16 protein-coding genes and 2 riboswitches are annotated in these 26,566 nt (G+C 43.6%); of the genes, 10 read left to right on the top strand and 6 right to left on the bottom strand.

The genetic code is table 11. The features are described 5' to 3' along the window. Nucleotides 1-99 precede the first annotated feature (99 nt). Nucleotides 100-8,079 (top strand): beta strand repeat-containing protein, encoded by a 7,980-nt coding sequence (locus tag RTR63_RS06150; protein WP_312523263.1) that lies wholly within the window; start codon nt 100-102, stop codon nt 8,077-8,079. 83 nt (nt 8,080-8,162) lie between these two features. Here the strand turns inward: RTR63_RS06150 and ruvB are convergent, their stop codons facing one another. Further along, nucleotides 8,163-9,146, bottom strand: coding sequence for a Holliday junction branch migration DNA helicase RuvB (ruvB, locus tag RTR63_RS06145; RefSeq protein WP_062331309.1), 984 nt, complete (start codon nt 9,144-9,146; stop codon nt 8,163-8,165). 94 nt (nt 9,147-9,240) lie between these two features. Beyond that, entirely contained in the window at nt 9,241-9,693 is a 453-nt protein-coding gene (locus RTR63_RS06140) for a hypothetical protein (protein ID WP_309577794.1), read from the bottom strand. A gap of 456 nt (nt 9,694-10,149) precedes the next feature. Next, nucleotides 10,150-10,266: riboswitch (glycine riboswitch) on the top strand. A 29-nt stretch (nt 10,267-10,295) separates the two neighbouring features. After that, nucleotides 10,296-10,435: riboswitch (glycine riboswitch) on the top strand. A 140-nt stretch (nt 10,436-10,575) separates the two neighbouring features. Between RTR63_RS06140 and gcvT the strand changes: the two genes are divergently transcribed. The 6 genes from gcvT to RTR63_RS06110 all read left to right on the top strand — a co-directional run bounded on the left by gcvT (nt 10,576) and on the right by RTR63_RS06110 (nt 18,258). Further along, nucleotides 10,576-11,709: a glycine cleavage system aminomethyltransferase GcvT gene (gene gcvT / locus RTR63_RS06135; protein WP_312523260.1), complete on the top strand. Its 1,134-nt coding sequence runs from the start codon at nt 10,576-10,578 to the stop codon at nt 11,707-11,709. Between the two features lie 113 nt (nt 11,710-11,822). After that, entirely contained in the window at nt 11,823-12,209 is a 387-nt protein-coding gene (locus RTR63_RS06130) for an MliC family protein (RefSeq protein WP_219300314.1), read from the top strand. A gap of 230 nt (nt 12,210-12,439) precedes the next feature. Further along, complete coding sequence (gene gcvH, locus RTR63_RS06125; RefSeq protein ID WP_036604652.1) at nt 12,440-12,820, top strand: glycine cleavage system protein GcvH; 381 nt, start codon at nt 12,440-12,442, stop codon at nt 12,818-12,820. A 150-nt stretch (nt 12,821-12,970) separates the two neighbouring features. After that, nucleotides 12,971-13,705: a nitroreductase family protein gene (locus RTR63_RS06120; protein WP_007115929.1), complete on the top strand. Its 735-nt coding sequence runs from the start codon at nt 12,971-12,973 to the stop codon at nt 13,703-13,705. A 110-nt stretch (nt 13,706-13,815) separates the two neighbouring features. Further along, nucleotides 13,816-16,698, top strand: coding sequence for an aminomethyl-transferring glycine dehydrogenase (gene gcvP, locus RTR63_RS06115; protein ID WP_312523257.1), 2,883 nt, complete (start codon nt 13,816-13,818; stop codon nt 16,696-16,698). Nucleotides 16,699-16,866: 168 nt separating this feature from the next. Beyond that, nucleotides 16,867-18,258 carry a GntP family permease gene (locus tag RTR63_RS06110; RefSeq protein ID WP_312523255.1) on the top strand — a complete coding sequence of 464 codons (1,392 nt, stop codon included), beginning with the start codon at nt 16,867-16,869 and terminating at the stop codon, nt 18,256-18,258. A gap of 61 nt (nt 18,259-18,319) precedes the next feature. Here the strand turns inward: RTR63_RS06110 and RTR63_RS06105 are convergent, their stop codons facing one another. The 3 genes from RTR63_RS06105 to RTR63_RS06095 form a co-directional block, all read right to left on the bottom strand. Further along, a complete protein-coding gene (locus RTR63_RS06105; RefSeq protein WP_312523253.1) occupies nt 18,320-19,531 on the bottom strand; it encodes a ribonuclease D in 1,212 nt (403 codons plus the stop codon). 82 nt (nt 19,532-19,613) lie between these two features. Beyond that, a complete protein-coding gene (gene recR, locus RTR63_RS06100) occupies nt 19,614-20,222 on the bottom strand; it encodes a recombination mediator RecR (RefSeq protein WP_007115924.1) in 609 nt (202 codons plus the stop codon). Between the two features lie 142 nt (nt 20,223-20,364). Further along, entirely contained in the window at nt 20,365-20,694 is a 330-nt protein-coding gene (locus RTR63_RS06095) for a YbaB/EbfC family nucleoid-associated protein (RefSeq protein ID WP_007115923.1), read from the bottom strand. Between the two features lie 179 nt (nt 20,695-20,873). On the opposite strand from RTR63_RS06095, the gene RTR63_RS06090 reads away from it, so the two are divergent. Continuing rightward, complete coding sequence (locus tag RTR63_RS06090) at nt 20,874-21,638, top strand: NAD-dependent deacylase (RefSeq protein WP_312523251.1); 765 nt, start codon at nt 20,874-20,876, stop codon at nt 21,636-21,638. An 85-nt stretch (nt 21,639-21,723) separates the two neighbouring features. Here RTR63_RS06090 and RTR63_RS06085 read toward each other — a convergent pair whose 3' ends face one another. Beyond that, nucleotides 21,724-22,965 (bottom strand): O-succinylhomoserine sulfhydrylase, encoded by a 1,242-nt coding sequence (locus tag RTR63_RS06085; RefSeq protein ID WP_312523249.1) that lies wholly within the window; start codon nt 22,963-22,965, stop codon nt 21,724-21,726. Between the two features lie 289 nt (nt 22,966-23,254). Here RTR63_RS06085 and RTR63_RS06080 point away from each other — a divergent pair, with 289 nt between their 5' ends. Beyond that, a complete protein-coding gene (locus RTR63_RS06080) occupies nt 23,255-24,820 on the top strand; it encodes a phospholipase D family protein (RefSeq protein WP_472796582.1) in 1,566 nt (521 codons plus the stop codon). Nucleotides 24,821-25,119: 299 nt separating this feature from the next. Further along, complete coding sequence (locus RTR63_RS06075) at nt 25,120-26,442, top strand: MFS transporter (protein WP_312523245.1); 1,323 nt, start codon at nt 25,120-25,122, stop codon at nt 26,440-26,442. Nucleotides 26,443-26,566: the final 124 nt, after the last annotated feature.

Below are 26,566 nucleotides of genomic sequence, written 5' to 3'. Positions count from 1 at the left end.
AACATTTTCTGCTCATCGAAAAATTGGTAATTTTTTCTGATTCTATTTATTTCTATCGATTTATTTAGCAGCCTTACTTACTTTCTCTAGGATAACTTTATGGCTATCTCTACCAACCTAATCAAGTCCTTTCAACTCTCTGCATTGACGACCGCACTTGCCCTCGCTGGTTGTGGCGGTGGTGGCGGTAATGATACATTGCCGCCGCCTGTAAAAACAGGTACGGTCAGTGTCACTGACCCAATCACCGACCCAGATTCGACCACTACGACCAATCTTGCCAGTGTGAAGAAAGTTCAATTAGTCAGTACCAGTTCTGACTTTTATATGAATATTGGCGATAGTGTAGAGTTAACTGTCTACGCCTTAAACAGTAATAATATCGGTGTTGCTAGTGTACCTGTAAGCGTTCAGATTACAGACCCAAGCTTAACAGGCGTTTATAGTGGAATTGGTCCAAAGTTAGTCACTGATGACACGGGTAAAGCGGTTATCAAACTTGATATTAAGACTTTGACCAATGATCAAAAAAACTATTTAAAACAAAATGGTTTGGTTGTGACTACTACAGTAGGTACAGTTTCAACAAGTAAAACCCTCAAAGGCACCGATGTTAATACCACGACCCCAACGCCTACCGTGACTGTGATTAATTTACTCTTAATTAGCGATAGCCAAAATATCACGTTAGTAAAAGGTACAAAAATTAATGTTACCGCATTAGCAGTGGATAAAGACAATAATATCATTCCGAACACGACCATCGATTTTAATATTGGAAATTCAGTTCTTAGTGGTATTTTTGCTAATGGTAATTTAAGTGTGTTAACCAATGACAGAGGTGAAGCAAATTTAGAGTTAGAGCTCAAATCCTTGTCAGATGAACAAAAAAGTTATCTATTAAATACTGGATTAACCATTAACTCAACTGCGAGAACAGGTAGTGTTGCATCTAATACTATTAATTTAAAGGGAGTCGAGCAAGGTAGTACAACGACTAAGCTAGATGTGCAAAAGGTCAATCTAACGACACCAAAACCCAATTTTGATGTACAAGTTGGTGAAAAATTCACAGTTACTGCTTCAGTGTTAAATAGTTCAAATACTGGTCTAGGTGGTGTACCTGTCCAATTTAAACTTGATGATCCAAGTGCGACAGGTGTTTATGCGGTCTCCGATACCTCTAACGTCGTAACAAATGCCAGTGGCGAGGCGACTATCGAGCTTGAAGTAAAATCTGAAGCTGCTAAAGCCAAACTATTGTCACAGGGCATTAATATCACAGCCACTGCAAAAAATACAACCGGCACTACCCCAGTACCTGTCACTGGTAGCATAAAACTATATGGCGTAGACCCAACCGTCGACAGTAATATCGCCAAAGTCGCCCGAGTTGGTCTATCAACGACGGCTGCCAATAATACCTTTGATTTAACAGTCGGCAATACCTTTACCGTGACTGCCAATGTGGTAGATTCGGGACAAGGCGCGTTAGCAAACGTACCAGTGACATTTACCTTGCCTGGACTAGATCAAACGGGTATTGCTAACCTGTCAGGCTCAACCGTCAAGACAGATAGTGAAGGTAAAGCAACCATCAATTTATCAATTAGTTCACTTAATGCTACGCAGCGTGATTACTTATTAAAAAATGGTTTGCAAATTAATGCTTCTGTACCTAATGGCACACCAGTCAGTCCACTAAAACTTAACGCAAAACAAGTTTCTAGCGAAACTGATATTAACTCAATTTCAGTAATAGCGGATAGTGATAATATCTTGATGGCTGCAGGCAGTACTGTCAAAGTCACAGCCATGGCATTAGACAAAAATTTTGGTGGCTTGGCGAATCAAACTCTAACGGTTACAATTCCAGACCCATCAACTACGGGCGTGTACAATATTACAGGCTCAACGATTACCACTGATTCAAAAGGTGAAGCCACACTCACCTTACAAGTAAAATCAACGTTGACTACAGCCCAAAAACAAGCATTGGCAAACGGTCTTATCGTGAATGTCACATCGGCTAATGGCAAAACTGGTCAGATTCAACTTACTGCTAAAGCTGTCAATGACGTAGTCGCTAATAGCGTTACCTTGACCTCAAATGTTAACAATATCCCATTAACTGTCGGCTCACAATTCACGGTAACAGCTACCGTAAACGACGCGCAAAACGGCGTCATTGCCAATGCACCAGTTACCTTTAGCTTGCCTTCATTGGCAAGTTATGGTGTAGCAAGTTTATCTGCTTCTACAGTTTCTACCAACGCGCAAGGTCAAGCTATCATCACCCTGCAGGTACAATCATTGACCGATGCACAGAAACAAGCGTTATTGGGTGGCTTTACCATCAATGCCACTTCAAATGGCAAACAAGCCACGCCATTAACCTTAAAAGGTGTTGATCCGATCACGCGCTTTGATGTTAAAGCGGTTAAAGTCACCAGCCCAGTTACCAAGTTTAACGTACAAATCGGCGAACGCTTTACTGTGACTGCTTCAGTACTGAATGGCAATAACACTGGTATTGGGGGTACGCCGGTTCAATTTACCCTTGATGATCCAGCATTAACAGGCATCTATTCGGTTTCTGACACCTCTAACATTATCACCAATGCTAAAGGTGAAGCCAGTATTGAACTTGAAGTAAAATCAGAAGCGGCAAAACAGTTACTACTAACCAAAGGTGTAACTATCAAAGCCACGGCTAAAAACACTCAAGGTACTACTGCTGTAGATGTAACAGGTGCTACTACGGTGTTAGGTGTGGATCCAACCGTTAGTAATAATGTCGCAAAAGTCAGCAAAGCATTACTAGTGTCAAGTGTCAATCCCTTTGAGCTAGCAGTAGGTAACAAAATTAGCGTGACTGCGGTTATTGCAGATGCAAGTAACGGTAAATTAGACGGTGTACCTGTTAGCTTTGTGTTGCCTGCACTTGATCAAACAGGTATTGCTAATCTGTCAGGCTCTACCGTAACTACCAATTCTAATGGTGAAGCAGTAATTAACCTAGAGATTAAATCATTAACGGCTACCCAACGTAGCTATCTAGCAACCAATGGTTTAGTGGTTAAAGCAACTGTACCTAATGGCACGACCATCGCCCCATTAAAAATTTCAGCCAAGGACGTTGCTACACCTGCTACGGTGGAAACAGTTTCAGTGACTGCTGATAGCAACAACATTATTATGGCCGCCGGTAGTCACGTGAAAGTAACTGCGGTTGCACTGGACAAAAATTTTGGTGGTCTAAAAGGTCAGGTATTAACAGTAAATATTCCTAACCCATCCTTAACAGGAGTCTATAATCTCAGTGGCTCTACAATCACAACGGATGAGAAAGGTGAAGCGGTTATTGATTTGGAAGTTAAGTCACCTCTAACAGATGCTCAAAAACAAGCCTTAACCAGCGGTCTAAATATCACAGTTACCTCGCAAAATGGTAAACAGGGTGATATTAAACTTGCGGCAAAAGCAGCTAATGAAGTCTCTGTCAGCAGTGTAACCTTAACTAGTGATAATATACCCCTTGTTATTGGTAGCCAAGTTAAAGTTAAAGCTACTGTGCTAGATGCACAGCGTGGTGTTATTAAAAATGCTCCAGTAACATTTAATTTACCAGATTTTGCAACCACTGGCGTTGCAAGCTTATCATCATCCACTGTGCTGACTGATGATAAAGGTGAGGCGATTATTGTTCTAGAAGTTAAGTCACTCACCGATGCGCAGAAACAAGCATTACTTAACGGTTTTACCATCAATGCCACATCCAACGGTAAAGCTGCACCTGCCTTAACATTAAAAGGCGTAGATACCAGTGTCAAACGCCTTGATGTCAGATCGGTCAAATTAACCTCCCCTGTTAATCCATTTAATATCAAAATTGGCGAACGCTTTACCGTGACTGCGTCAGTCCTCAATGGTAATAATACTGGTATTGGCGGCGCACCTGTTGAATTCAATCTGTTAACTAACCCATCCGTATCGGGTGTATATGCAGTTTCTGATACCTCAAATATCACCACCAATGCTAGCGGCGAAGCCACGATTGAGCTAGAAGTCAAATCGACAGCTGCCAAAGACTACCTGATTCAAAACGGTATCAGCATCCAAGCGGTGTCTAAGAATACCATGAACACGACGCCAACTGACGTTGAAGGCAATATCACCCTAAAAGGCATTGACCCTGCCGCCGTGCCAGTCGAAGCTAACATTGCATTAGTCAAACAAGGTGCATTGAGTAGTAGTTTATCTAATAATATTTTCGATTTGACCGTGGGTGCTACCTTTGATATTGCTGCGACGGTAGCAGATGCCAATCAGGGTCCATTAAGCAAAGTGCCTGTCACTTTCTCATTGCCAGGGTTGGAATCAACGGGTATTGCTAATTTGTCAGGGTCAACGGTTACTACCGATACGCAAGGCAAAGCCGTTATCAAGCTACGTATTGACTCTTTATCAAAAACCCAACGTGATTATCTACTTACTAATGGTTTAGTAGTCAACGCGACAGTACCAAATGGCACCCAAATTAATCCGATTAAACTCACTGCTAGAGATGCAGGGATTGATAGCGTGATTACCTCTATTGCTGTCACCGCTGACAGAGATGATATTTTGATGATGGCAGGCTCTAAAGTCCATGTGACTGCTTCTGCATTGAATGGTAACTTTGGCGGCGTCGCTGCAAGTGATTTGACATTTAGCATTCCAGATCCAGCGTTGACTAATGTCTTTAATATCACGGGTACAACCGTGAAAACGGACGAGAAAGGCGAAGCCAGTATCGATTTAGAAGTCAAAAACTTATTAACCGTTAGCCAAAAAGCCTATTTACAAAATGGTCTAAAAGTTAAAGTCACTGCCCCAAGTGGCGCCACAGGTGAAATCACGCTAAAAGCCAAAGCCGTCAATGAAGTGAGCATTGATAAAGTGGTCTTAGAGAATTTCCCAAATACGCCAGTCGTATTGAGCCAAGGCAATGAGTTTATTGTGATGGCTCACACAGTCGATGCCCAAAACGGTGCTGTTACCAATGCGCCTGTTACATTCAACCTACCAGACCCGACAACCACTGGCATTGTGAGCTTATCACCTTCTACAGTATTGACCAGTGAAGTCGCTGCACCTGTAGAGCCGATGATTGGCGAGCGAGCGGTAATTATTCCTAAGGGTACGGCTTATATCCGCTTACGCGTGATAGACCCAGACAAAGCGGAAAAATTGATTGCAAGTGGCTATATGGTAAAAGCCGTATCTAACGGTAATGTAACACAAACACTCAATGTGCCTCTCACCAAAACTGCCTCACAACCGACGGTGAATGACATTGCTAAAGTCAATTTGGTTACAGATGTTAATACGCTAACTACCAATAATGGTGATACAATCAACGTGACTGCCCAAGTGCGTGATGCCAAAAATTTCAGCCTAGCGAACATGCCTGTCAGCTTTACGCTATTGGATGCGGCAGCTGCAACGGGTATAACTAATACCACCCCACTTCAAGCAACCACCAATGCCAATGGTGAAGCGGTATTAACCTTAAAAGTCGGTGCGCTCACCCCAGACCAAAAATATTATCTACAAACCAGTGGTCTATCATTTAAGGCAACTGCCGGCGCTATCACTAGCTCAACGGTTACCTTAAGAACCCAAGAAGCGATTACAGCCAATAGCGTCAACACATTGCTATTAACCAGTGATTCAGCAATTCAATTGGCTGTTGGCTCAAAAGTCAAAGTCACAGCACTTGCGATGGATAAAAATGGCGCTGTCGTGCCAAATGCGCAAGTCAGCTTTAAAGTCCCAACGGATTCTGGCTTGGTCAATAATACAGGTGCGGTTGTCAATACCAACGCCAATGGTGAAGCAACCATTGAAGTTGAAATCAAAGACCTTGCCAAAGCAACGACTGCCTTGCAAAACGGTGTAGTTATCTACGCCCAGTCTGGCACATCAGCAGCTACCACCACGGTACGCGGTGCGACGAGCAATGCCAATACTGAAGCCTACAAGCTATTTGTTAGCCCATCAAAAACAACGCTTAGAACAGCCACTGATACTGCCACTTTAGGCATCAAAGTAACAGATACCAAAGGTGGTATTAAAGCGGGCATTCCTGTTCAAATACAAATTGCTGAAGGTCTTGATAAAGGGATTACTTTTGACAAATCATCTAGTCTTGTCACAGATGCCAACGGTTATGTACAAGTTAATGTTATTCAAAGTGACATCGGTTTAATTTCAAAATTAGACCATACGGCTAAAGTTAAAGTCATTGTGAATGATGGCGTTTATCAGCAAGTCGAGCAAACGATAGACTTTACCGTAACAGGTACCAATATCAAAAATACTTTCATCTCCAAATCTGTCATTACCGATAGTGCTAGTGACACCGTTATTGTATCTGGCGTTGCAATTGATGGTAACGATAAGCCGATTGCCAACCAATCAATCCAATTATTAAATGATGGTACTGCTTTAGCAGTGACACCAGTAACAACAGATACCAATGGTAAATTTACTTTTACCTTAAACGGTTCACAACTGCCAACTGCTACAACTAATTTTAATTTACAAGCTAGAATCATCGATGCTAATAATCCAAATCTTGTCTCTCGACCTTATAATTTAGGCTCATTAACAAAAGTGACGGAAAGTAATCTAAGCCTAACCGTCACACAAAATGGTATCGTAGGTGATGAAGTAAAAGTTGACACACCAGCCACCATCACCATTGACCTACCTGATACCGTGACTAATGATACAATCATTTATTTAACTACCAATAAAGGTGGGCGTAAGATTGTCACTAAAAATGCGGATGGTACTGATAACATTCGGTACGAATCTCGAGTTGAGAGTAAAGCTCAAGGTGGCAAAGTTATATTTGATAATATAGAATCCATTTCTCCAGGTGTGGCTACACTAACTGTTGAATATAATGGCGCTAAACAACTTGAGAAAAATATTACCTTTATCACTGATAAGGTAGCTAAAGTATTAACTCAAGTTATCAATACCACTGTCAGTACCAATGGTGAAACCAAAATTATTGCCACAGTTCGAGATGACAAAGATGCGCCTGTCAAAAATGCCATCGTTGACTTTACACTACTTCAAGATGCTTCAAGTGGCAAGCTATCCACTGGCACAGCAATCACAGATGATGCAGGTAATGCAATCATAAGTTATTTTTCAGGCTCTACACCAACACCAGTGAATGGCGTAAAAGTACAGGCTCGCGTTCAATACATTAAGTTAAATAATCAACTTTTACCAATTTCTACAACCCCAAATTACCAACCACAAGATGTCAGCTTTACCGTACAAAATTTATCAGCTTGGATTGGTTTTGCCTTTGCTGACAAAGTAGCACCTACGGCAGATAATATCTATTATATCCGCGCTGGCTCTATCTTTATCAATAACAGCATCGGTCAACCTGCCGTCAATCAAGAAGTTTCCATCTCAGTTGTACCAAAAACCTATGGTGTGGGGATGTGGCAATTTATCGCTAAAGTACCAGGTGTGGCTGCTATTCCTGAAGTTAAAGATCCAACGACAGGCGCCATTACCACAGTTGGTAAGGATGCTATTCCAGAACAACCTGCTAAGTGGATTACCCAATCATTTATGAATGGTAGTCTATGGAGTGGTACTTTCAGCTGTCTTTCAGAAGATTTTAATAAAAATGCTACACTAGATAGTGGTGAAGACTATAATGGCGATGGTATGCTCACACCATTAAATCCGATTACAGTTTTAGCCCCGAACGGTACGCAAATCCTCAGTACACAAATTATGAAGACAGATTCGACAGGTAAGTTAGACTTTAGTATCCGTTATGGCAAAGAGTATGCCGAGTGGATGACAGCGACGGTTCGAGTAACGACAAAAGTTGATGGTAGTGAGTTCTCTCAAGAACGTGATATTAACCTACCTGTGTTAGATGATGATGTGATTACCGAAGATAACAAAGGTATCAGACCGAATCGCCTCAGTCCATTTGGTACTTTAGTCAGTTCTACAATGCTGCCTTATTGCTCATTCTTAGCTAACAACTAATAATTGGTCTATTAATCTTTGACAAACAAAAACCCCCTACACAATGTAAGGGGTTTTTGTTTGTCACCACAACATTCAAAAGACTAAGTCAACATCCGCCCCCGTGCGGTGCGTACGATATAGCCTTGCTGAATCAGATACGGCTCAATCACATCTTCAAGCGTGCCTCTATCTTCAGCAAGTGCGGCTGCGATTGATTCAACCCCCGCAGGCCCACCATTAAAACGCTCCTCTAGCATCTCAAGATAACGTCTATCAAGATTATCAAGCCCGCGTTTATCAACTGCCAGCATATCGAGTGCGCTATGCGCAATTTCAGCGGTGACGGTGCCATCGCCTTTAACTTGGGCATAATCACGTACGCGGCGTAACAACCGATTGGCAATACGCGGTGTACCGCGCGAACGTCTAGCGACTTCCACTGCTCCTTCTTTGGTCATAGGCACGTTAAGCAATCCAGCCGATCTTGTGACAATGGTCGTTAAGTCCTCCACATTATAAAACTCCAATCGCTGTACAATACCAAAACGGTCACGCAGTGGCGAGGTCAACAAACCTGCTCGCGTGGTCGCAGCCACCAGAGTAAAAGGCGGCAAATCAAGCTTTATAGAGCGTGCAGCCGGTCCTTCTCCAATCATAATATCAAGCTGAAAATCTTCCATCGCAGGATACAAGATTTCTTCAATCATCGGGCTTAAACGGTGAATCTCATCAATAAAGAGCACATCACCAGGCTCTAAATTGGTCAGCATCGCTGCCAAATCACCCGCGCGTTCAAGCACAGGTCCAGACGTTGAGCGCAGATTACCGCCCATCTCACGGGCGATAATGTTGGCGAGTGTGGTTTTACCCAGTCCAGGCGGTCCAAATATCAAGGTATGGTCGAGCGCTTCTTTTCTCGATAACGCCGCGTTAATAAACACGCCCATTTGTTCTTTGACCACAGGCTGACCGATATATTCAGCGAGTAAGGCTGGACGGATATTATTGTCATTTTGGTCTTCTGAGCGCCCCATCGGACTAATCAGACGTTGCTGAGAATTGGCACTTGAAAAAGGTGGAATCATAAGTATTTGACACTAGTTACAAGTTTTAACGAGGATAATAGCACTGGCAAATCTTGCAAGTACTATGGGATGTAGAGAGAAAAAGTAAAAAAATTTAGGGCAATACACGCTGCAATGTCATATCACATCGGGTGCCTTTACTATCCTTGCACCACTGCATTTGCTCGCCTTGCTGTTTGACATAAGCAACCAAAATATCGCCGGTCTGGTCAACGCGATTGCCAGAACAGTCTGTTGCATTGTTATCATATTGGGTCTGAATCGCTAGTGCAGGCAAACCATCGCCTGTGTCAGCGTACAAATATTTGCCGTACGTAAATTCCTGACCGCTTGAACCGATAAACTGTTGATCGCGCCCAAAATTATACCGCTCTTGACAACTTGGCTGCGCAGCGTCGGTTTTATCAAGTCGCAGCTGCCACTGTCCTGCGATATTTGGCAAAATATGCGTCGACACTTGCGCCACTTGCTGTTGGGTTTTGCTATCATCGGGCAACGTACCCCCCATGGCTAAACTGGTTAAAATGCCTACCAACGAAATATTCATGAAGTCCATCGTTATTTTATTCCTTTTATCATGCCATCTTTATAAGGTAATAACCCAACTCATCTACCAGTTCTCAATCAGCCAATTTTCACTCAGCAATGTTAGCACCGAGGTTTATAGTAACTTTTAATAACTTTTAATAACAAGTTTTGGTATTGGGGGTTAATATTTAAAGATATTCAAAATGTTAAAGGCTAAATTATTCTGCTTTTAATGGGGTCAGCACGCAAAAATTTAACCCAAAACCACAAAAATTATTTAAGCACTTTAGTTAAACAATTTAACTTTATTTAACTACTTAAAGTTTCATGTTCATCAATGGCTTTAATCATACTTGCTTTTGGCTTTATTTGCTATAACACAATAATCCTCATAATGCAGTCTTGCCAAAACATCAGGCGGTCATAAAATCTGTGCAAATTTGCTTGTCAAAAAGTTAAAAACCCAGCATAATAACCGAAGATTTCAGGAGAGAATGTTGTTTTGTTTTTCATCAAATTATGAAATACCAAAACCATCACCGAAGGCGCAAAGACCCTATAATCGCTCAGGTCAAAGGACTGGAATCGTAATTTTTGGCAGTGTTATGCACTGCATCAAAATATAACAAATCTGGAGAGTGTATTGCTTTGCAATACCACCGAAGGGGAAAAGATTGACTTGTCTGTGTGTAATATAAGCTATACTACAAGAAATTGATAAGTCGATTGAAAATCTCAGGTAACAGGACAGATAGGGCTGATAGCTACCGACATCAGGTTGGATTAGTTTTAGTGCTCTATTGATGTGCGATGTTTGGCTTTAGCGTTTTATCCCACGCTATTAAACCATCAAATAAAACATCAAACCGTTATTTGATTTTTACCCACTCAAGGATTTGCCATGTCAGCCACAGACAAGCCTTTAAACCGCACCCCTTTTTATCAATCCCATATCGATAGCAACGGCAAAATCGTTGACTTCTCTGGTTGGCAATTGCCTATCCATTATGGCTCACAGATTCAAGAACATGACGTTGTGCGTACGGATGCGGGCATGTTTGACGTGTCACATATGGTCGTGACTGACATCACCGGCAAAGACGCCAAAGCTTGGCTGCAAAAACTGCTCGCCAATGATGTCGCCAAACTCAAATTTGTCGGTAAAGCGCTTTACTCTGCCATGCTAAACGAAAACGGCGGCGTGATTGATGACTTAATCGTTTACCGCATGAACGATGCAGAGACCGAATATCGCATCGTCTCAAATGCTGCCACTCGTAATAAAGATTTGGCACAGTTTGACAAAATCGCCAAAGACTTTGCTGTCACCATTACCGAGCGCCCAGAACTTGCTATGCTGGCGGTACAAGGCCCCAATGCTCTGCAGAAACTGAGCCAAGCCAAACCAAATTGGGCAGATAGCCTAACTACCTTAAAACCCTTTGTGGGCAAAGACTTGACCGACATCGAAGGCGCAGATTGGTTTGTGGCGCGTACCGGTTATACGGGTGAAGATGGCGTTGAAGTCATTTTACCACAAGCCGAGGCCTCAGCATTTTTTACCTTACTTAAAGACCATGGCATCGCCCCAGCAGGCTTAGGTGCTCGTGATACATTACGTCTTGAAGCGGGTATGAATTTGTATGGCCATGAGATGGATGAAACCATCAATCCGTATGAATGCGGTATGGCATGGACGTTAGCGGTAAAAGACGATCGGGATTTTGTGGGTCGTGAGGCTATGCAAGCCAAACAAGACCAAGCGATTGCTGGGGGTAATGACGTCATGCAAGTAGGCTTAGTGCTAGAGTCACGTGGGGTACTGCGTGAAGGCATGACGATAACGCTAGACAATGGTAAAACTGGGGTAATCACTAGCGGCACTTTTAGCCCAAGCCTAAAACAATCGATTGCGATTGCCCGTATTCCAAAGACGACGGATACAGCAGCCACCGTTGATTTGCGGGGCACACCGACGCCAGTACGTATCATTTCGTTACCGTTTGTTAGAAATGGCAACAAACAATTCAACTAGGATTTTATCGTGTTATGATGGATTTAACGCTTATTAATGAACAATATTCAAATGATTAGTCAGCGTAATTTGAAAAACCAATAATAAATTCATCATACTTAGAAGGTAAAATCATGAAAAAGTTACTCTTTGTTGTACCGTTTTTGGCAAGTTTGGCGGCCTGTACCTCAACCCAAGTTGCACAGCCTAGTCCGTCACAAGTGTTGGCAGTTCAAGCAAATTCACAAACCTTTAAATGCGACAACAACACTGAAGTTGTGGCATTCTACGGTCAAGAAAACGGCAGCAATGTCGCAAATTTAAAAATCACTTCGCCAATGCTGGGTCTAAACCAAGCGGCGATGGTGTTAAAACAAGATGTATCGGGCTCGGGTAACCGCTATACTTTATCAAATGCCACCAAAACTACTGTGTATGATTGGGGCGTTAAAGGTGCAGAAGGTGCGTTAACCGTAACTTCACAAGGTCGTGATTATAACTTTGTGTGTAATGCTATTTAATCTTATTCACTTATTGAATGGGTTAAACCGCTAAGTTGGTTTTTAAGTTTGGTCGATATACATTGTATCGACCAAATTTTTGTTACTTATGTTTGTTAAATTACTTAGCTTTTAAAATGTTTGTTAAATTATTAGGCTTTTAAAAATATTTAGTAAAAAGGCGCCAAGTGTGACTGCTTGGCTAACAGCCTTTTATTTTCACCCCTACTTTCGCTTTGAGGAAAATAGTTATGAGCAATATTCCAGCAGATTTAAAATATGTGGCTAGTCATGAATGGTTACGCCAAGAAGAAGACGGCACTATCACCGTTGGTATTACTCACCACGCCCAAGACTTACTCGGTGACATCGTGTATGTTGAATTGCCTGAAGTGGGTGAACACGTTGAGGTGGATGCTGAAATTGCGGTCGTCGAATCGGTGAAAGCTGCTTCGGATGTCTACGCGCCCATCGCTGGTGAAATTCTAGCGGTCAATGAAGCTTTAGTAGATGCGCCAGAAACCATTAATGAAGACCCTTATGGCGAAGGTTGGTTCTTTAAAATCAAACCAGACAATGCCGATGATTACCAAGGCTTGATGGACGCAGACGAGTACCAAGATAGTATTTAATCATCTTTATCTCATGATTTTCATCTCGTCTTTTTTATAGACTCTAGCTAAGGTAATCGCTTGATTACCTTAGCCTGTTGTCCTATCAATTAACTGTAACGCATCCTTTATTTTGAACGCATCTTTTATTTTGTTAACTTGAGAGCTGATATGTCAACACTTACCCCGCTTGCTGACCCAAAAAAAGCCAGTTTTTATGATGTGGTGAGCACTCGCCGTTCGGTACGACGCTTTACCAAAACGCCCATCAGTGATGAAGTGCTCAATGCTTGTCTCGATATGGCGATGTTAGCGCCTAGCTCAAGTAATTTACAGCCTTGGCAATTTTTTGTGATTGAATCTGAAGAAAAGCGCCAAAAAACTGTGACCTATTGTATGAGCCAAAATGCAGCAAAAACCGCCAATAAGCTGATTGTCGTGGTCGCTCGTACTGACACGTGGCGTCAACATGCCAAAGACAATATCAAGTATTTTCCCGTCAAACCCGTACCAAAACCTGTGCAAGATTATTATGGCAAGCTTATTCCGCTGACCATGACGCGCGGTGTGATGAATGTGTTCACTCCTGCCAAATGGGCGCTGACACAAGCCACGCGCAAAGTCAAAGGTGCGATGGTTGACCCCATCTATGATGCTGACGATCTCAAAAACTGGGCACTCATTAGCACCTCACTGGCTGCCGAGAATTTGATGCTCGCCTTGCGTGCCCACGGTTTTGATAGTTGTCCGATGGGGGGATTTGATGAGCCACAACTCAAAAAATTGCTTGACCTCAATGAAGAGCAGCATATTTGTATGGTGATTGCTGCCGGTGAGCGCGACGAGCGTGGTATCTATAGTGAGCAATACCGTTTTGAGCGTGAGCGCTTTATCGTTAAGGTGTAATATCGTTAAAGTGTAATTTTTATCCATTCAACCGATGTTTGTCATGGTAGCCATGACAAAACCTGCTATTTTTATTTTCAATGTTTTATCAGACGCTAAAGGAAACTTGAATGAGTCAACCGTCTTTTCAATCATTTGCTGATTTATTCCAATCATCAGAATTTATTCATCGTCATGTTGGCATTAGCCAAGATGAAAAAGAAGCAATGCTACAAGCCGTCGGCGCTGACAGCATGGCAAGCTTTATTGAACAGACGGTGCCAGCTTCTGTACGTCTTAGCAAAGAGTTAGATTTGCCCCTCAGTATGACTGAGCATGATGCCTTGGCAAAGTTGCGCGGGTTGGCGGATAAAATCAAGGTCAATAAAAGCTATATTGGCTTAGGCTATTATCCGACTCGCCTACCTGCGGTGATTCAACGTAATGTGCTTGAAAACCCAGGCTGGTACACGGCTTATACCCCTTATCAAGCGGAGATTGCACAAGGTCGTTTAGAGGCATTACTCAATTTCCAACAAGTTTGTATTGACTTATCAGGTCTTGAATTGGCGGGCGCAAGTTTGCTTGATGAAGCGACGGCGGCGGCTGAAGCCATGGCGATGGCAAAACGCGTGGGTAAAAGTAAATCTAACCAATTTTTTGTTGATAGCCGTATCTACCCTCAAACCTTAGATGTCATCAAAACCCGTGCCAAGTATTTTGGTTGGGAGGTAGTGGTTGGTGATTTTGACGTTGCCAAGAATGGCGATTTCTTTGGCGCAATTTTCCAGTACGTGGGTAGCGAAGGCGATGTGGTTGATTTAACTGATATCATCAGTGCGGTCAAAGCCAAAGGCACGCAGACAATCGTTGCTGCTGATGTGATGAGTCTGGTACTTCTTAAATCACCGGGTAGCATGGGTGCGGATGTGGCACTGGGCAACACCCAGCGTTTTGGTGTGCCGATGGGCTTTGGTGGTCCACACGCGGCTTATTTTGCCTTTAAAGACAGTGCCAAGCGCTCTGCCCCAGGTCGTATCATTGGCGTATCGGTGGATGCTCAAGGTAAACAAGCCTTGCGTATGGCACTACAAACCCGTGAACAACATATCCGCCGCGAAAAAGCCAACTCAAATATTTGTACATCGCAAGTGTTACTGGCCAATTTGGCAGGGATGTATGCGGTGTATCATGGTCCTGAAGGCATCAAACGTATCGCCACCCGCATTCATGCGTTGGCAAGCGCTTTTGCCCAAGCCATCAAACAAGCTGGTATGTCGATTGTGCATGAGCAGTTTTTTGATACCGTGTTGGTGAACACCCAAGGTCAAACTGAGCAAATCTATCAAAATGCCCTCAATATCGGCTATAACCTGCGCAAAGTAGACGATAACCATATTGCCATTGCCTTTAATGAAACCAGTGATGCAGCGGATTTTGGTGTGCTCACGCAGTTATTCACAGGCGTAGCGGCTCAATTATCCGATGATATCAGCTTGTCTTTGCCAGCATCATTGCTACGTACCGATGCGATTTTAACTCATCCTGTCTTTAATCGTTATCACACCGAACATGAAATGCTGCGTTATTTGAAAAAGCTAGAAAACAAAGACTTGGCGATGAATCATAGTATGATTTCGCTGGGTAGCTGTACCATGAAACTTAATGCCACTAGCGAAATGCTACCGATTACTTGGAATGAATTTGCCAATGTGCACCCATTTGCACCTCGTGAACAAGTGGGCGGCTATATCGAAATGATTGAAGGCTTGCAAGAGCAACTCAAAGCCATCACAGGGTTTGACGCTATCTCTATGCAGCCAAATTCAGGCGCATCAGGCGAGTACGCGGGACTATTGGCGATTCGTCGTTATCATGAAAGCTTAGGTCAACCCAATCGTCATATCTGTCTGATTCCGCGCTCCGCACACGGCACCAATCCTGCCACAGCACAGATGATGGGGATGGAAGTCGTCGTGGTAGCCACCGATGAGCGTGGTAACGTTGATATTGCCGACTTGGCCCAAAAAGCGGAAAAATACAGCGACAATCTGGGCGCCTTGATGATTACTTACCCTTCGACGCACGGTGTGTTTGAAGAAGGTATCCGTGATATCTGTGACTTGATTCATCAACATGGCGGTCAAGTGTATATGGATGGCGCTAACATGAACGCACAGGTCAGTATGATGCAGCCTGCGGATGTCGGTGCTGACGTCCTACACATGAATTTGCACAAAACCTTCTGTATTCCACACGGCGGCGGCGGTCCTGGTATGGGTCCTATTGGCATGAAATCACATTTAGCGCCTTTTATTGCCAATCATGTTGTATCTGCAGTACCCAATGCCCAAGATGGCATGAGTGCGGTATCGGCTGCCCCGTTTGGTTCAGCCAGCATCTTGCCTATCTCATGGATGTATATCACCATGATGGGTCGTGATGGCTTGGTGCAAGCGACAGAAGCTGCGTTATTAAATGCCAATTACACGGCTATGAAATTAAAAGACCATTACCCCGTGCTTTACAGTGGTGAAAATGGTCGCGTCGCCCATGAATGTATCATTGACATCCGCCCATTAAAAGCCGAAACAGGTATCACCGAAGTTGATATCGCCAAACGTTTAATGGATTATGGGTTTCATGCGCCTACCATGTCTTTCCCTGTGGCAGGTACTTTGATGATTGAGCCGACTGAGTCAGAAAGCAAAGAAGAGCTAGACCGCTTTATCTCAGCTTTCATTCAAATCAAAGCTGAGGCGATGAAAGTTAAAAACGGCGACTGGCCAGCAGATAACAACCCGCTAGTGAACGCACCACACACCGCACAAGTGGTGACCGGTGACTGGGATCGTCCATACAGCCGTGAAGAAGCCGCCTATCCACTCGCCTATGTACGTGACAATAAGTTTTGGCCATCGGTGAGCCGTATCGATGATGTGTATGGCGATAAAAACTTAATCTGTTCTTGCCCCGATATCTCAAGCTATGAGAATGGTGAAATCGCAGAGTAAACTTCAATCAATCTTTACCGTATTTTTTACAAAAGCCATGCAAAAATGTGTGGCTTTTTGCTATAAAGCCAATTGCGAGTCAAAAGAATTCTGCTATGATGCAGGGACTCAAAAAATTTGTAATCATTACGCATTACTTCAAACCCATCATAAGTCAAGGATGACATTATGTTTAGTACCATTGCGATTATTATTTCGCTCTTTCTATTAATGTATTTTGCCTATCGCGGCTATTCTGTATTAATTTTAGCGCCCTTGATGGCTACCCTAGCGGTTGCGCTGTCAGGTGATATTCTAAGCTCACTACCTATCTATACCACCGTTTTTATGAAAGCATTGAGTGGCTTTTTATTGAAGTTTTTTCCCATATTTTTGCTCGGGGCGGTGTTTGGTCAGCTCATGGCAGATTCTGGGGCTGCTACAGCGATTGCCAGAACGGTGGTTAGTAAATTAGGCGCGAATAAAGCCATACTGGCTGTGGTTTTGGTCTGTGCGATTTTAACCTATGGCGGTGTGTCGCTGTTTGTGGTGGCTTTTGCCATTTATCCGATTGCTAAAGATTTGTTCAAGGCAGCAGGGGTGCCAAAAAGGCTGATTCCAGGGGCGATTGCGTTAGGGTCATTTACCTTTACCATGACAGCGTTACCCGGGACGCCGGCCATCCAAAACGCGATTCCCATTCCCTATTATGGTACCAATGCCTTTGCCGCACCCATTTTGGGTATTATTGGTTCGCTCGTGATGTTTGGTTTGGGCATGTTGTGGCTGCAACGACGCGCCCATAGCGCCAAAACGGCTGGCGAGGGATATGGTATTCATGAAGATGATGAGCTGCATGCTGATAACTTAGACCCCCATCACACCTCTTTTATGGTGGCGATGATTCCTTTGGTATTGGTCATCGGCATCAATGCCTTGTTAACGTACGCGGTTTTTCCGAGTATGGATTTCTCTGCACTGCAAGCGCAGTTTAAAGACTTGGATATCAAGGGCGCTTTGGGACTTTGGTCAATCATTATCGCTTTAGTCACGGCGATTATTGCCTTGATTGTGCTGCGCCTAGGCAAATGGACGAACTTGCAACACAGTCTTAATAAAGGCACTTATAGCTCCATGTTGCCTATTTTTAATACAGGTTCAGAAGTCGGTTATGGTGCGGTGATTGCCACATTGGCGGGTTTTGCGATGTTACGTGATAGCGTGTTAAATCTATCGCCTAATAACCCATTAATCTCAGAAGCCGTGGCGATGACCACCTTAGCGGGCATCACCGGTTCTTCTTCTGGCGGCTTGAGTATCGCCCTACCCATTTTAGGCAAAGAATATTTGGCGCAGGCAGTGGCACATGGGATAAATCCTGAGTTACTGCATCGTGTCGCGGTGATGGCAGCAGGTGGCTTAGACACGCTACCGCATAGTGGTGCGGTGATTACGTTATTTGCCATTTGCCATTTGACCCACAAGCAATCTTATAAAGATGTCGCCATAGTGACGATGGCAATTCCGCTGATTGCGGTGACGGTGGTGATTGCTTTGGGTACCATGCTGGGTTCTTTTTAACCTGTTTATTTTTAAGCCATTTAGTAGTAAAAAATCCCACTCAGCGGTGGGATTTTTTTATTTATTCAGCGGTTGTTTCATGGTCAATAGATGGCGAGTTATTGGCAATCACCGTATCTAAAATGGGTAAAATCTCTGCCATAATCCACGCTTTGCGCCACCCACTCAGCCAAGGGCTTAATGCCGGTTTTTCTGCTGCGACAGCATAAGCATACAGCTCTGACAGCCATTTTTTTCGCATCAATACTGTCTCATCAATTGACAGGGTTTGCCCATGCTGCTTAATCGCTTTTTCCAGTTGTTTTTGCACATTATTAGACAGACTGCGATACGGTAAGGGCAATAGGGCTGGATAAGCTGCGTCATCTTCTTTTCGCACCTTATCAATCAGCGTCAAAATCTCTTGACCATACATGCGAATCACATTGGGCTTGATACTGGTAAAACTTAGCTGCTTCATGCTAAAAGGCGGTTTTTCGATGATTTCACGCAGCGCCTGCGGGCGCAGGATAAAAGTGCGCGGTCTATTGATTGATTTGGCAAGTTGTTCGCGCCATTCGCACAGCGTTTGCAGCATGGCGAGTTGCTCGCGATTATCGCGGTAATCAGCGACACTCAAGTACAAAGCGTTATCAGGCGTGGTAAAGTTGGCAAAAATTTCTTGCGTATAGCTTTGGCAGTCTTCAACCGCATATTGCCATAAACCTTGCTCGGTCAACTGTGTTTTGATGGCAACAAACATCGGCAATAAATAACGCACATCGTCTACTGCATAGCTTTCTTGCTCAGGCGTTAATGGGCGCTGCAACCAATCTGATTGGCTTTCACCTTTATCCACATGCACAGCAATCGTTTCTTGCAGCGATTTTTGATAGCCAAGCGAGTTTTCACCAGTCAAAAAACCCAAACCAATTTGGGTATCAAACACATTGCGCAGCGCAGGCAAGTTGGAGAGTAAATAATAAATCCCCAAATCTTCGCCACACGCATGTAACACCACGGTGGGTATATCCGCTAACACTTCCCAAAATTCTTCTAAATACAGCTTAGGCGCGTCAATCAAATAAATCGCTTTGCCTGTATTGATTTGAATCAGCGCAAGAATGGGAAAAAAAGTGTCGCGCTTAATAAACTCAGTGTCTAACGCAATGGTATCGACTTGCTCTAGGTCATCGAGCAGGGCAAAAAGTGCGTCCTGAGTTTTCACCCAATGGATTGGCAAGTCATGGAGTTGTTGTAATTGGGCTGGGCTTAACGGGTTCTGGATGAGCATAACTTGGGTCTTGTGGACGGATAATTTAAGCGTATTTTATGATGAATCTAGGATTTTGTCTTGTCAAACTGATGAAAAGATTTTATAAGCGTCCACGATTTTGCAGGGCTTGACCCAGTGTCATGCTATCTAAATACTCAAGCTCACCGCCCATCGGAATTCCTTGGGCAATCCGGCTGATATGAGTGACGTAAGGCTTGACCGCTTCACTGATAAAATGCGCGGTGGTTTGCCCTTCTACCGTGGTACTGGTTGCCAAGATGATTTCTTCCACCGGGGTTTGCGCAGCTTGGTGTTGCTTTAACAGCCCAATCAGCTGATTGATGCCGAGCTGCTCCACGCCAATGCCATCAATGGGTGATAAATGCCCGCCAAGCACAAAGTATTTACCGTTAAACCCAGCGGTTTGCTCAATTGCCATCATGTCTGCTGCCGTCTCTACGATACAAAGCACGCGCTCATTGCGGCGCGGATCGCTACATATCGGGCAAATATCCTCATCTGATAAACCACGGCATACTTGGCACTGCTTGATATCATGCATCGCCACAATCAAGGCTTCGCCCAATGCTTGACCTTGCGGGCGTTTATAGCTAAGCAAGTGCAATGCCATCCGCTGAGCAGATTTGGGTCCTACCCCGGGCAGTACTTTGAGTTGTTTTACAAGTTCATCAAATTTTGGCGTAAGCATAGGCGCATTCTTATAAAAATGATAAAAAATAAAAAAAGCTGGCTGGAAAATAAAAAAGCTGACAATCAATTATCAGCTTTTTATGGGGGTTTGACTGCATAATCGCAAGGCAATTTTCCACTATTTTATAGCCCTAGTGGGTTTAAAATAAACCATTCATGCCTGGTGGTAACCCCATGCCATTGGTAGCACTCGCCATTTCAGTCTCATGTAGTTCATCGGCCTGACGCACGGCATCATTGATAGCAGCCGCAATCAAATCTTCAATCATATCAGGGTCATCTTGCAGTAGGCTTGGATCGATTGATAAACGTTTGACCACATGGCGACCATTCATGGTGACTTTGACCAAGCCACTACCCGCTTCGGCATGCACTTCTTTTTCTGCCAGTTTTTTCTTGGCGTTTTCAACGTTTTTTTCGACTTGCTTTTGCATCATTTGCGCTTGTTGCATGAGGGCTTGTAAGTTCATAAGTTTTCCTGTTTGTTTCTAATCTTGGTGGCTCATTGTAGCGAATTTGACCGCAAACTGTCTATTGCTAATCGTTAGCCCAAATTTTTAACATACAACTGCTAACATAAAATTGTTAGCATAAAAATGCTAAGATAACCTCACTACCATAAACCCATTAACAGCAAAAAACTACGACTATGACAACAAATACACCCCCATCGCTAGAGGTCGCTCTCTATAAAGCTGCTGATGTTATTAAATGTGCGCAAAATATTGCCATCCTGACGGGGGCAGGTGTCTCGGCTGAAAGTGGCATTTCGACTTTTCGGGATAAACTTACCGGACTTTGGCAACAATACCAAGCCGAATATCTGGTCAGCATTCAAGCGTTTGAAAAGGAGCCTGAACTGGTGTGGCAATGGCACCAATGGTGGCGTGGACAAATCGCCGATAAACAGCCCAATCCTGCCCATTTTGCCTTAGGTGAATGGCAAGCATTGGCAAAGCAGCAAGGCAAAAGTTGGACGCTGTTTAGTCAAAATGTCGACAATCTGCATGAGCAAGGCGGTGCCACGGTGGCAAAACTGCACGGGGATTTGGCCAAAAATCGCTGCCATGATTGCGGCAAGCCGTATACCAAAGCGATTGCTATCACAGACACTGAGTTAAAGCATTGTGAATGCGGCGGTTTGATTCGCCCGGATATTGTGTGGTTTGGCGAGATGTTACCCCAGGACGCTTGGCAAACGGCAGAAACGGCAACGCTCAATTGTGATGTATTGGTGAGTATCGGCACATCAAGCGTGGTCTATCCTGCGGCGGGCTTGATTGATTTGGCAAAACAACAGGGCGCAACCGTCATCGAGATTAATCCCAATCCGACCCAGACCACAGCGGTTGACATCGTGTTACCCGACAACGCAGGGAAAATATTGCCGTTGTTGGTCAATGCGCTGAAATAAAAAAGCCAGATAAAAAAGCGCAATAAAGCAGTGACATAAAAAAGCCAGTAAATTTTGCTACTGGCCTATGGGTTTTGGTTTTCTTTTAAGAGAGTGTATCCAAACCGCGTTTTAAATCAGCGATAATATCATCGACATCTTCAAGCCCCACCGAGAAGCGAATTAAGCCTTCGCTCACGCCTGCCTCGATTCTTGCTTCAGGTGTCATGCGAAAATGTGTGGTCGTCGCAGGATGGGTAATGGTGCTTTTGGCATCGCCTAGGTTATTGGTAATCGAAATCATGTTGGTACTATCGATAACATGCCAGGCTGCCGCTTGGTCAGCCACCTCAAAGCCAATAATAGCGCCAAACGCACCGCCTTGCACATTTTTAAGTGCGGTGTGTTGGCGTTTGGCGATGTCATGGGATGGATGATCGGGCAACCCTGAAAAATGCACTTTGCTGACTTTTGGGTGATTGTGCAAAAATTTAGCGATTTGATTGGCATTTTCGCAGTGGGCTTTCATACGCAGTGACAAGGTTTCTAGACCCTTTAGCAACACCCACGCATTAAATGGCGATAGACTAATCCCACCGGTACGCACTACCCCAAAGGCTTTTTCCATCAAGTCATTGTTACCGACCAACGCACCGCCTAGCACACGACCTTGACCGTCAATATATTTACTGGCGGAATGCAATACCACATCCGCACCCAACATTAAAGGTTTTTGAATAGCAGGGGTAGCAAAGCAGTTATCGACGATTAATAGCGCATCGTGGTCATGCGCCAGCCTTGATAAAAAGCTTAAATCGGCAATTTGCGCCAAAGGATTGGAAGGGCTTTCGCAGTACAGCACCTTGGTATTAGGCTGCATCGCCTGTTGCCAAGCGTCATTGTCAAAACAGTCTACATAACTCACCTCGACGCCAAACGCCTTAAAGTAGGTATCAAACAGGGCGACGGATGAGCCAAATAATTGCTTGGCTGCTAGCAGATGATCACCGGCTTGCAAGTACGCCAAACACATGGTCAAAATCGCGCCCATGCCTGATGCGGTTGCAACGCAGCGCTCGCCTTCCTCTAAAGCTGCCAATCTACGCTCAAAAGCGCGCACGGTCGGATTGGTATGGCGCGAGTAGACATTGCCTTTTTTATTACCATTAAAATGATCGGCGGCATCGGCGGCATTTTTGTATACGTAGGAGCTGGTGGTAAAAATCGCTTCGTTATGTTCGCCTTCATCGGTACGGTGATAACCGCCGCGCACGGCGATGGTTTGGTCGGCATAGTCTAGGCTTAAATCAAGTGCATCACTTTGCCAGTTGGGGTCTAATTGGGTCATAATGTTACATCTTTTGTGCATCAAATAAATTATGATAGCATAAGTTGGATTTGACGGTGGCTTTCAAGTCAGTATTTTACGCAAAAACGCCATGACAACCAACTTTTCTTAGGTGAGTGCCACGTTAATTAGTGATTTTTTTAAAAGGATTCAGGCTTTGGTAGCAGCATTTTATTCGGTATCTGTTGGCTTTGTCAGACTAGCATCGCAAAAACTCACGCCCAAAATTGTGACGTTTTGCTTGCCATTGCTATTTACGCTGCTACTTACGCTACTTACCGCTTGCCAAATGCTGCCGAACAATCCCCATATCGCCGCTACGCCAACTGTATCAACGCAGCTGACAGGTGCGCAAAAATTTTCCGAAAAATCGCGTATACAAGGTCAATATTTAATCAGCCGTATCAGTGCCAGCAAAAACCCCTCACCAAGCAAATTTTCCGGTTATTATCCGCTGATTGATAGCAGTGATGCGTTTGCTTCACGCAGTATTTTGACCGAAATGGCTCAGCAGACCATCGATATCCAATACTATATTTGGCACAACGATGCAGCAGGACAATTGATGCTCAAAGACTTGTACCAAGCCGCCAATCGGGGTGTCAAAGTACGACTGTTACTCGATGATTTGAACACCAATCCGGAACTTGACCAACAGCTGCTTGCCTTTGCGGCGCATGCTAATATCCAAGTGCGATTGATCAACCCCAAAGTGGTGCGCGGCTTTACCCCCGCCAATTTTGTGGTAGCACTGCCCCGCTACCAACGCCGCATGCACAATAAAAGCATGACCTTTGACCGTCAGTTATCCATCATTGGTGGGCGCAATATTGGCGATGAATATCTGCGTAAAGATAGCATCGCTAAGTTTGCTGATTTGGATGTTTTGCTTGCCGGCAAAGTGGTCAACCAAATCAATGATAGTTTTGAAGATTATTGGGATAGTCCTCTATCCTATGATATCAAGCGTTTGGTCAGACCCTCAAAAAACCCCGAGCGTAATAAAAGCGATGAGCCATTTTTGGGGACTTTGACGGCGATTGCACCGGTCAACAGCCAGTCTCATCTACATAAAAGCTCGCAACTTTATCGGGTACAAAATGGCGCCATAGTCGATAAACAACTGTATAACAAAAAAATCCAATTTCGTTGGCAACCGATGCAGTTTTTGGCAGATGATGTCAAAAAACTGCTTAATCAAGATGATAAAGATAGCCGATTGGTATCACAGCTTCGGGCACGTATTGGCACCCCAAAACAGCAATTGACCATTGTGTCATCGTATTTTGTGCCCACTGACTTGGGCGTACAGCAACTAAGCAAGCTCATGGAAAACGGGATAAAAATCAATATTTTTACCAACTCGTATGAATCAACCGATGTGCCTATCGTGCATTCAGGGTATAACGTGGCACGCGTGCCGATGCTCAAAGCGGGAATTGGACTGTATGAGCTAAAATCCTCTGCCGATGCAGACTTTCGCCGCAAAAAACGTAGCTTATATCGCAGTAAATACAGCACCAGTCTGCATACCAAAGCCTTTGCCGTGGATGACAAATATACGTTTATCGGTTCTTACAATGTTGACCCGCGCTCTGCCAATATCAATACCGAGCTTGGTGTGCTGATTGAAGATAAAGCGCTTGCCAAATCCTTCCATAATACGTTCGATAACTCCATGCTCAATGTCAGTTACCGCGTCAATCTCGATGATAATGGACAATTGATGTGGCAAACCCATGATGATAAAACCAATAAAAAGCTTATCAGCTTGGATAAAGAGCCGCATATGACGTTTGTCAATGGACTTTGGCTAAAGATTTTTTCTGCTTTGCCATTTAAGCGCTTGTTGTAAGCGGGCATATTACAAAAAACACACATTTTTGGTAGTAAAAATAGTACCAAAATCACTATAGTATGCGGTTTCAAAAAGTAATATATCTCAACTGTTAAATCATGACGTTTGCTTGTAATATTTATTTAAATAATTAAATTTATTACAGTTTTGATAAATTACTGTTCAATTTGTCAAGTAATTTAATTTGTCAGGTGAATGGTGACGAATTTAATTTTTTAGCGCGTTAAGTAACCTATCTGTTCATTGATTATAAAGCGTGCAAACCTTTAGCCAGCTTCTAGGTGATATTGTCGACTATGCCATTTTTTCATGATGCCAACGAAGAAATTAGGGATTTAAATCGCTACGAAAAAAACGTGGTGTATTTAACGATTTTTGGGGCTTTTTTTGCTTCCTTTGATTTTACGATTTATTTTTATTTTAATGATAGTATCAATCAAGCTTTTTTCCCAGAAAATATACCTGAGTCGTTAAAGTCGATTTGTTTTTTGCTGCTGATTTTAGCCGGTTATATGTCAAGACCGCTAGGTGGTTTGATATTGGGTGATATCGGCGATCGCTATGGCAGAAAACATGTGTTGCTGTATAGTCTGCTGTTGGTGGGTGCGTCTGGTTTAGTGATTGCCTGTTTGCCTACCTATCATCATATCGGTGTGGCAGCGATTGTTCTCATGCTATTATTGCGTTTAATTCAAGGCTTTGGCTATGGGGCTGAGGTGCCCGCTTCATGGGTCTATATTGCTGAGCATATGCCACGGCGTCAATTAGGGTCAGTGTGTGGTGGTCTTATTAGTGCACTGATTTTGTCGACTTTGATGGGCAATATTTTAAGCGCCACCTTATCAAATATGCTCACCCCTACCCAGATGCAATCGTATGGTTGGCGTATTCCTTTTGTCATCGCCAGTATCGGTACGCTATTTGCGGTGCTTTTACGAGCCAAGCTCGAAGAAACCCCGCTTTGGCTGATGGCTAAGTCTAAAAATCGCTTGGCTAAACGTCTGCCAATACGCCGAGCTATTATCAAATACCGTTATGGTACGGTGATGACGCTGGGTTTGTCCTGGTTTACCGCCAGTGTTTATCTGACAATTTATCTGCTTTTGCCGATTTTGGGCATCCAGTTTTTTGATGTCGATACCAGTTTGATGATGATATCCAATGGAGTGGGTATTATCTTTGGTGGATTGGGGGCGTTAACTTATGGTTATTTTGCCGATCGTTTTAACTCAGGTCGTGTATTTACTTTAGGCTGTATATTTTTAAGCATTGCCAGTGTTATTTTCTTTGTTTCACTAAAAAACAGTAGCGAGTTACTACTGATTAACTATGCGATTTTAGGATTTTTCTCTGGCGTGATTGGCTTAGTCCCAAGTATTTGTGTGCGTCTGTTTCCAGTGAGTGTACGCCTAAGCGGTATTAGCTTTACCTATAATGTGGCGTATGCATTGACAGGCGCATTATTGCCTGTATTATTGGTTTATTTTTCACGTAAATTAATGCTTTCAAGCGCCTTGTATCTGGTGTTTGTCTGTGTGATTGGCATCATTATGGGTATATTGTTGACCAATTTGCATGGTTTGTATCGCATGGAAGATAAGCGGCTGATGAATTCTTGAGTTTTTTCATCGCTGATAGTTGTTTTACCATCGCTTTTTTTTAGCGCCCGCTTTTATTAATTGGCTGACAGATTAGCTATAGATTAGCCACTTTTTTTGAATATTTGCCTATGACACTGCCTAT

It is taken from the genome of Moraxella sp. CTOTU47724, assembly GCF_032014955.1.
In the GTDB taxonomy this organism is placed as follows: Bacteria; Pseudomonadota; Gammaproteobacteria; order Pseudomonadales; family Moraxellaceae; genus Faucicola; species Faucicola tetraodonis.
This window is presented reverse-complemented; position numbering and strand designations above follow the sequence as displayed.

What these genes read in the sequence shown, in the direction of transcription:
- RTR63_RS06130 (WP_219300314.1), top strand. Translation starts at nt 11,823, where the DNA reads ATGAAAAAGTTACTCTTTGTTGTACCGTTTTTGGCAAGTTTGGCGGCC.
- RTR63_RS06120 (WP_007115929.1), top strand. Translation starts at nt 12,971, where the DNA reads ATGTCAACACTTACCCCGCTTGCTGACCCAAAAAAAGCCAGTTTTTAT.
- RTR63_RS06105 (WP_312523253.1), bottom strand. Translation starts at nt 19,531, where the DNA reads ATGCTCATCCAGAACCCGTTAAGCCCAGCCCAATTACAACAACTCCAT.
- RTR63_RS06085 (WP_312523249.1), bottom strand. Translation starts at nt 22,965, where the DNA reads ATGACCCAATTAGACCCCAACTGGCAAAGTGATGCACTTGATTTAAGC.
- gcvP (WP_312523257.1), top strand. Translation starts at nt 13,816, where the DNA reads ATGAGTCAACCGTCTTTTCAATCATTTGCTGATTTATTCCAATCATCA.
- RTR63_RS06140 (WP_309577794.1), bottom strand. Translation starts at nt 9,693, where the DNA reads ATGAATATTTCGTTGGTAGGCATTTTAACCAGTTTAGCCATGGGGGGT.
- RTR63_RS06075 (WP_312523245.1), top strand. Translation starts at nt 25,120, where the DNA reads ATGCCATTTTTTCATGATGCCAACGAAGAAATTAGGGATTTAAATCGC.
- ruvB (WP_062331309.1), bottom strand. Translation starts at nt 9,146, where the DNA reads ATGATTCCACCTTTTTCAAGTGCCAATTCTCAGCAACGTCTGATTAGT.
- RTR63_RS06110 (WP_312523255.1), top strand. Translation starts at nt 16,867, where the DNA reads ATGTTTAGTACCATTGCGATTATTATTTCGCTCTTTCTATTAATGTAT.
- RTR63_RS06095 (WP_007115923.1), bottom strand. Translation starts at nt 20,694, where the DNA reads ATGAACTTACAAGCCCTCATGCAACAAGCGCAAATGATGCAAAAGCAA.
- RTR63_RS06090 (WP_312523251.1), top strand. Translation starts at nt 20,874, where the DNA reads ATGACAACAAATACACCCCCATCGCTAGAGGTCGCTCTCTATAAAGCT.
- RTR63_RS06080 (WP_472796582.1), top strand. Translation starts at nt 23,255, where the DNA reads ATGCTGCCGAACAATCCCCATATCGCCGCTACGCCAACTGTATCAACG.
- gcvH (WP_036604652.1), top strand. Translation starts at nt 12,440, where the DNA reads ATGAGCAATATTCCAGCAGATTTAAAATATGTGGCTAGTCATGAATGG.
- gcvT (WP_312523260.1), top strand. Translation starts at nt 10,576, where the DNA reads ATGTCAGCCACAGACAAGCCTTTAAACCGCACCCCTTTTTATCAATCC.
- recR (WP_007115924.1), bottom strand. Translation starts at nt 20,222, where the DNA reads ATGCTTACGCCAAAATTTGATGAACTTGTAAAACAACTCAAAGTACTG.
- RTR63_RS06150 (WP_312523263.1), top strand. Translation starts at nt 100, where the DNA reads ATGGCTATCTCTACCAACCTAATCAAGTCCTTTCAACTCTCTGCATTG.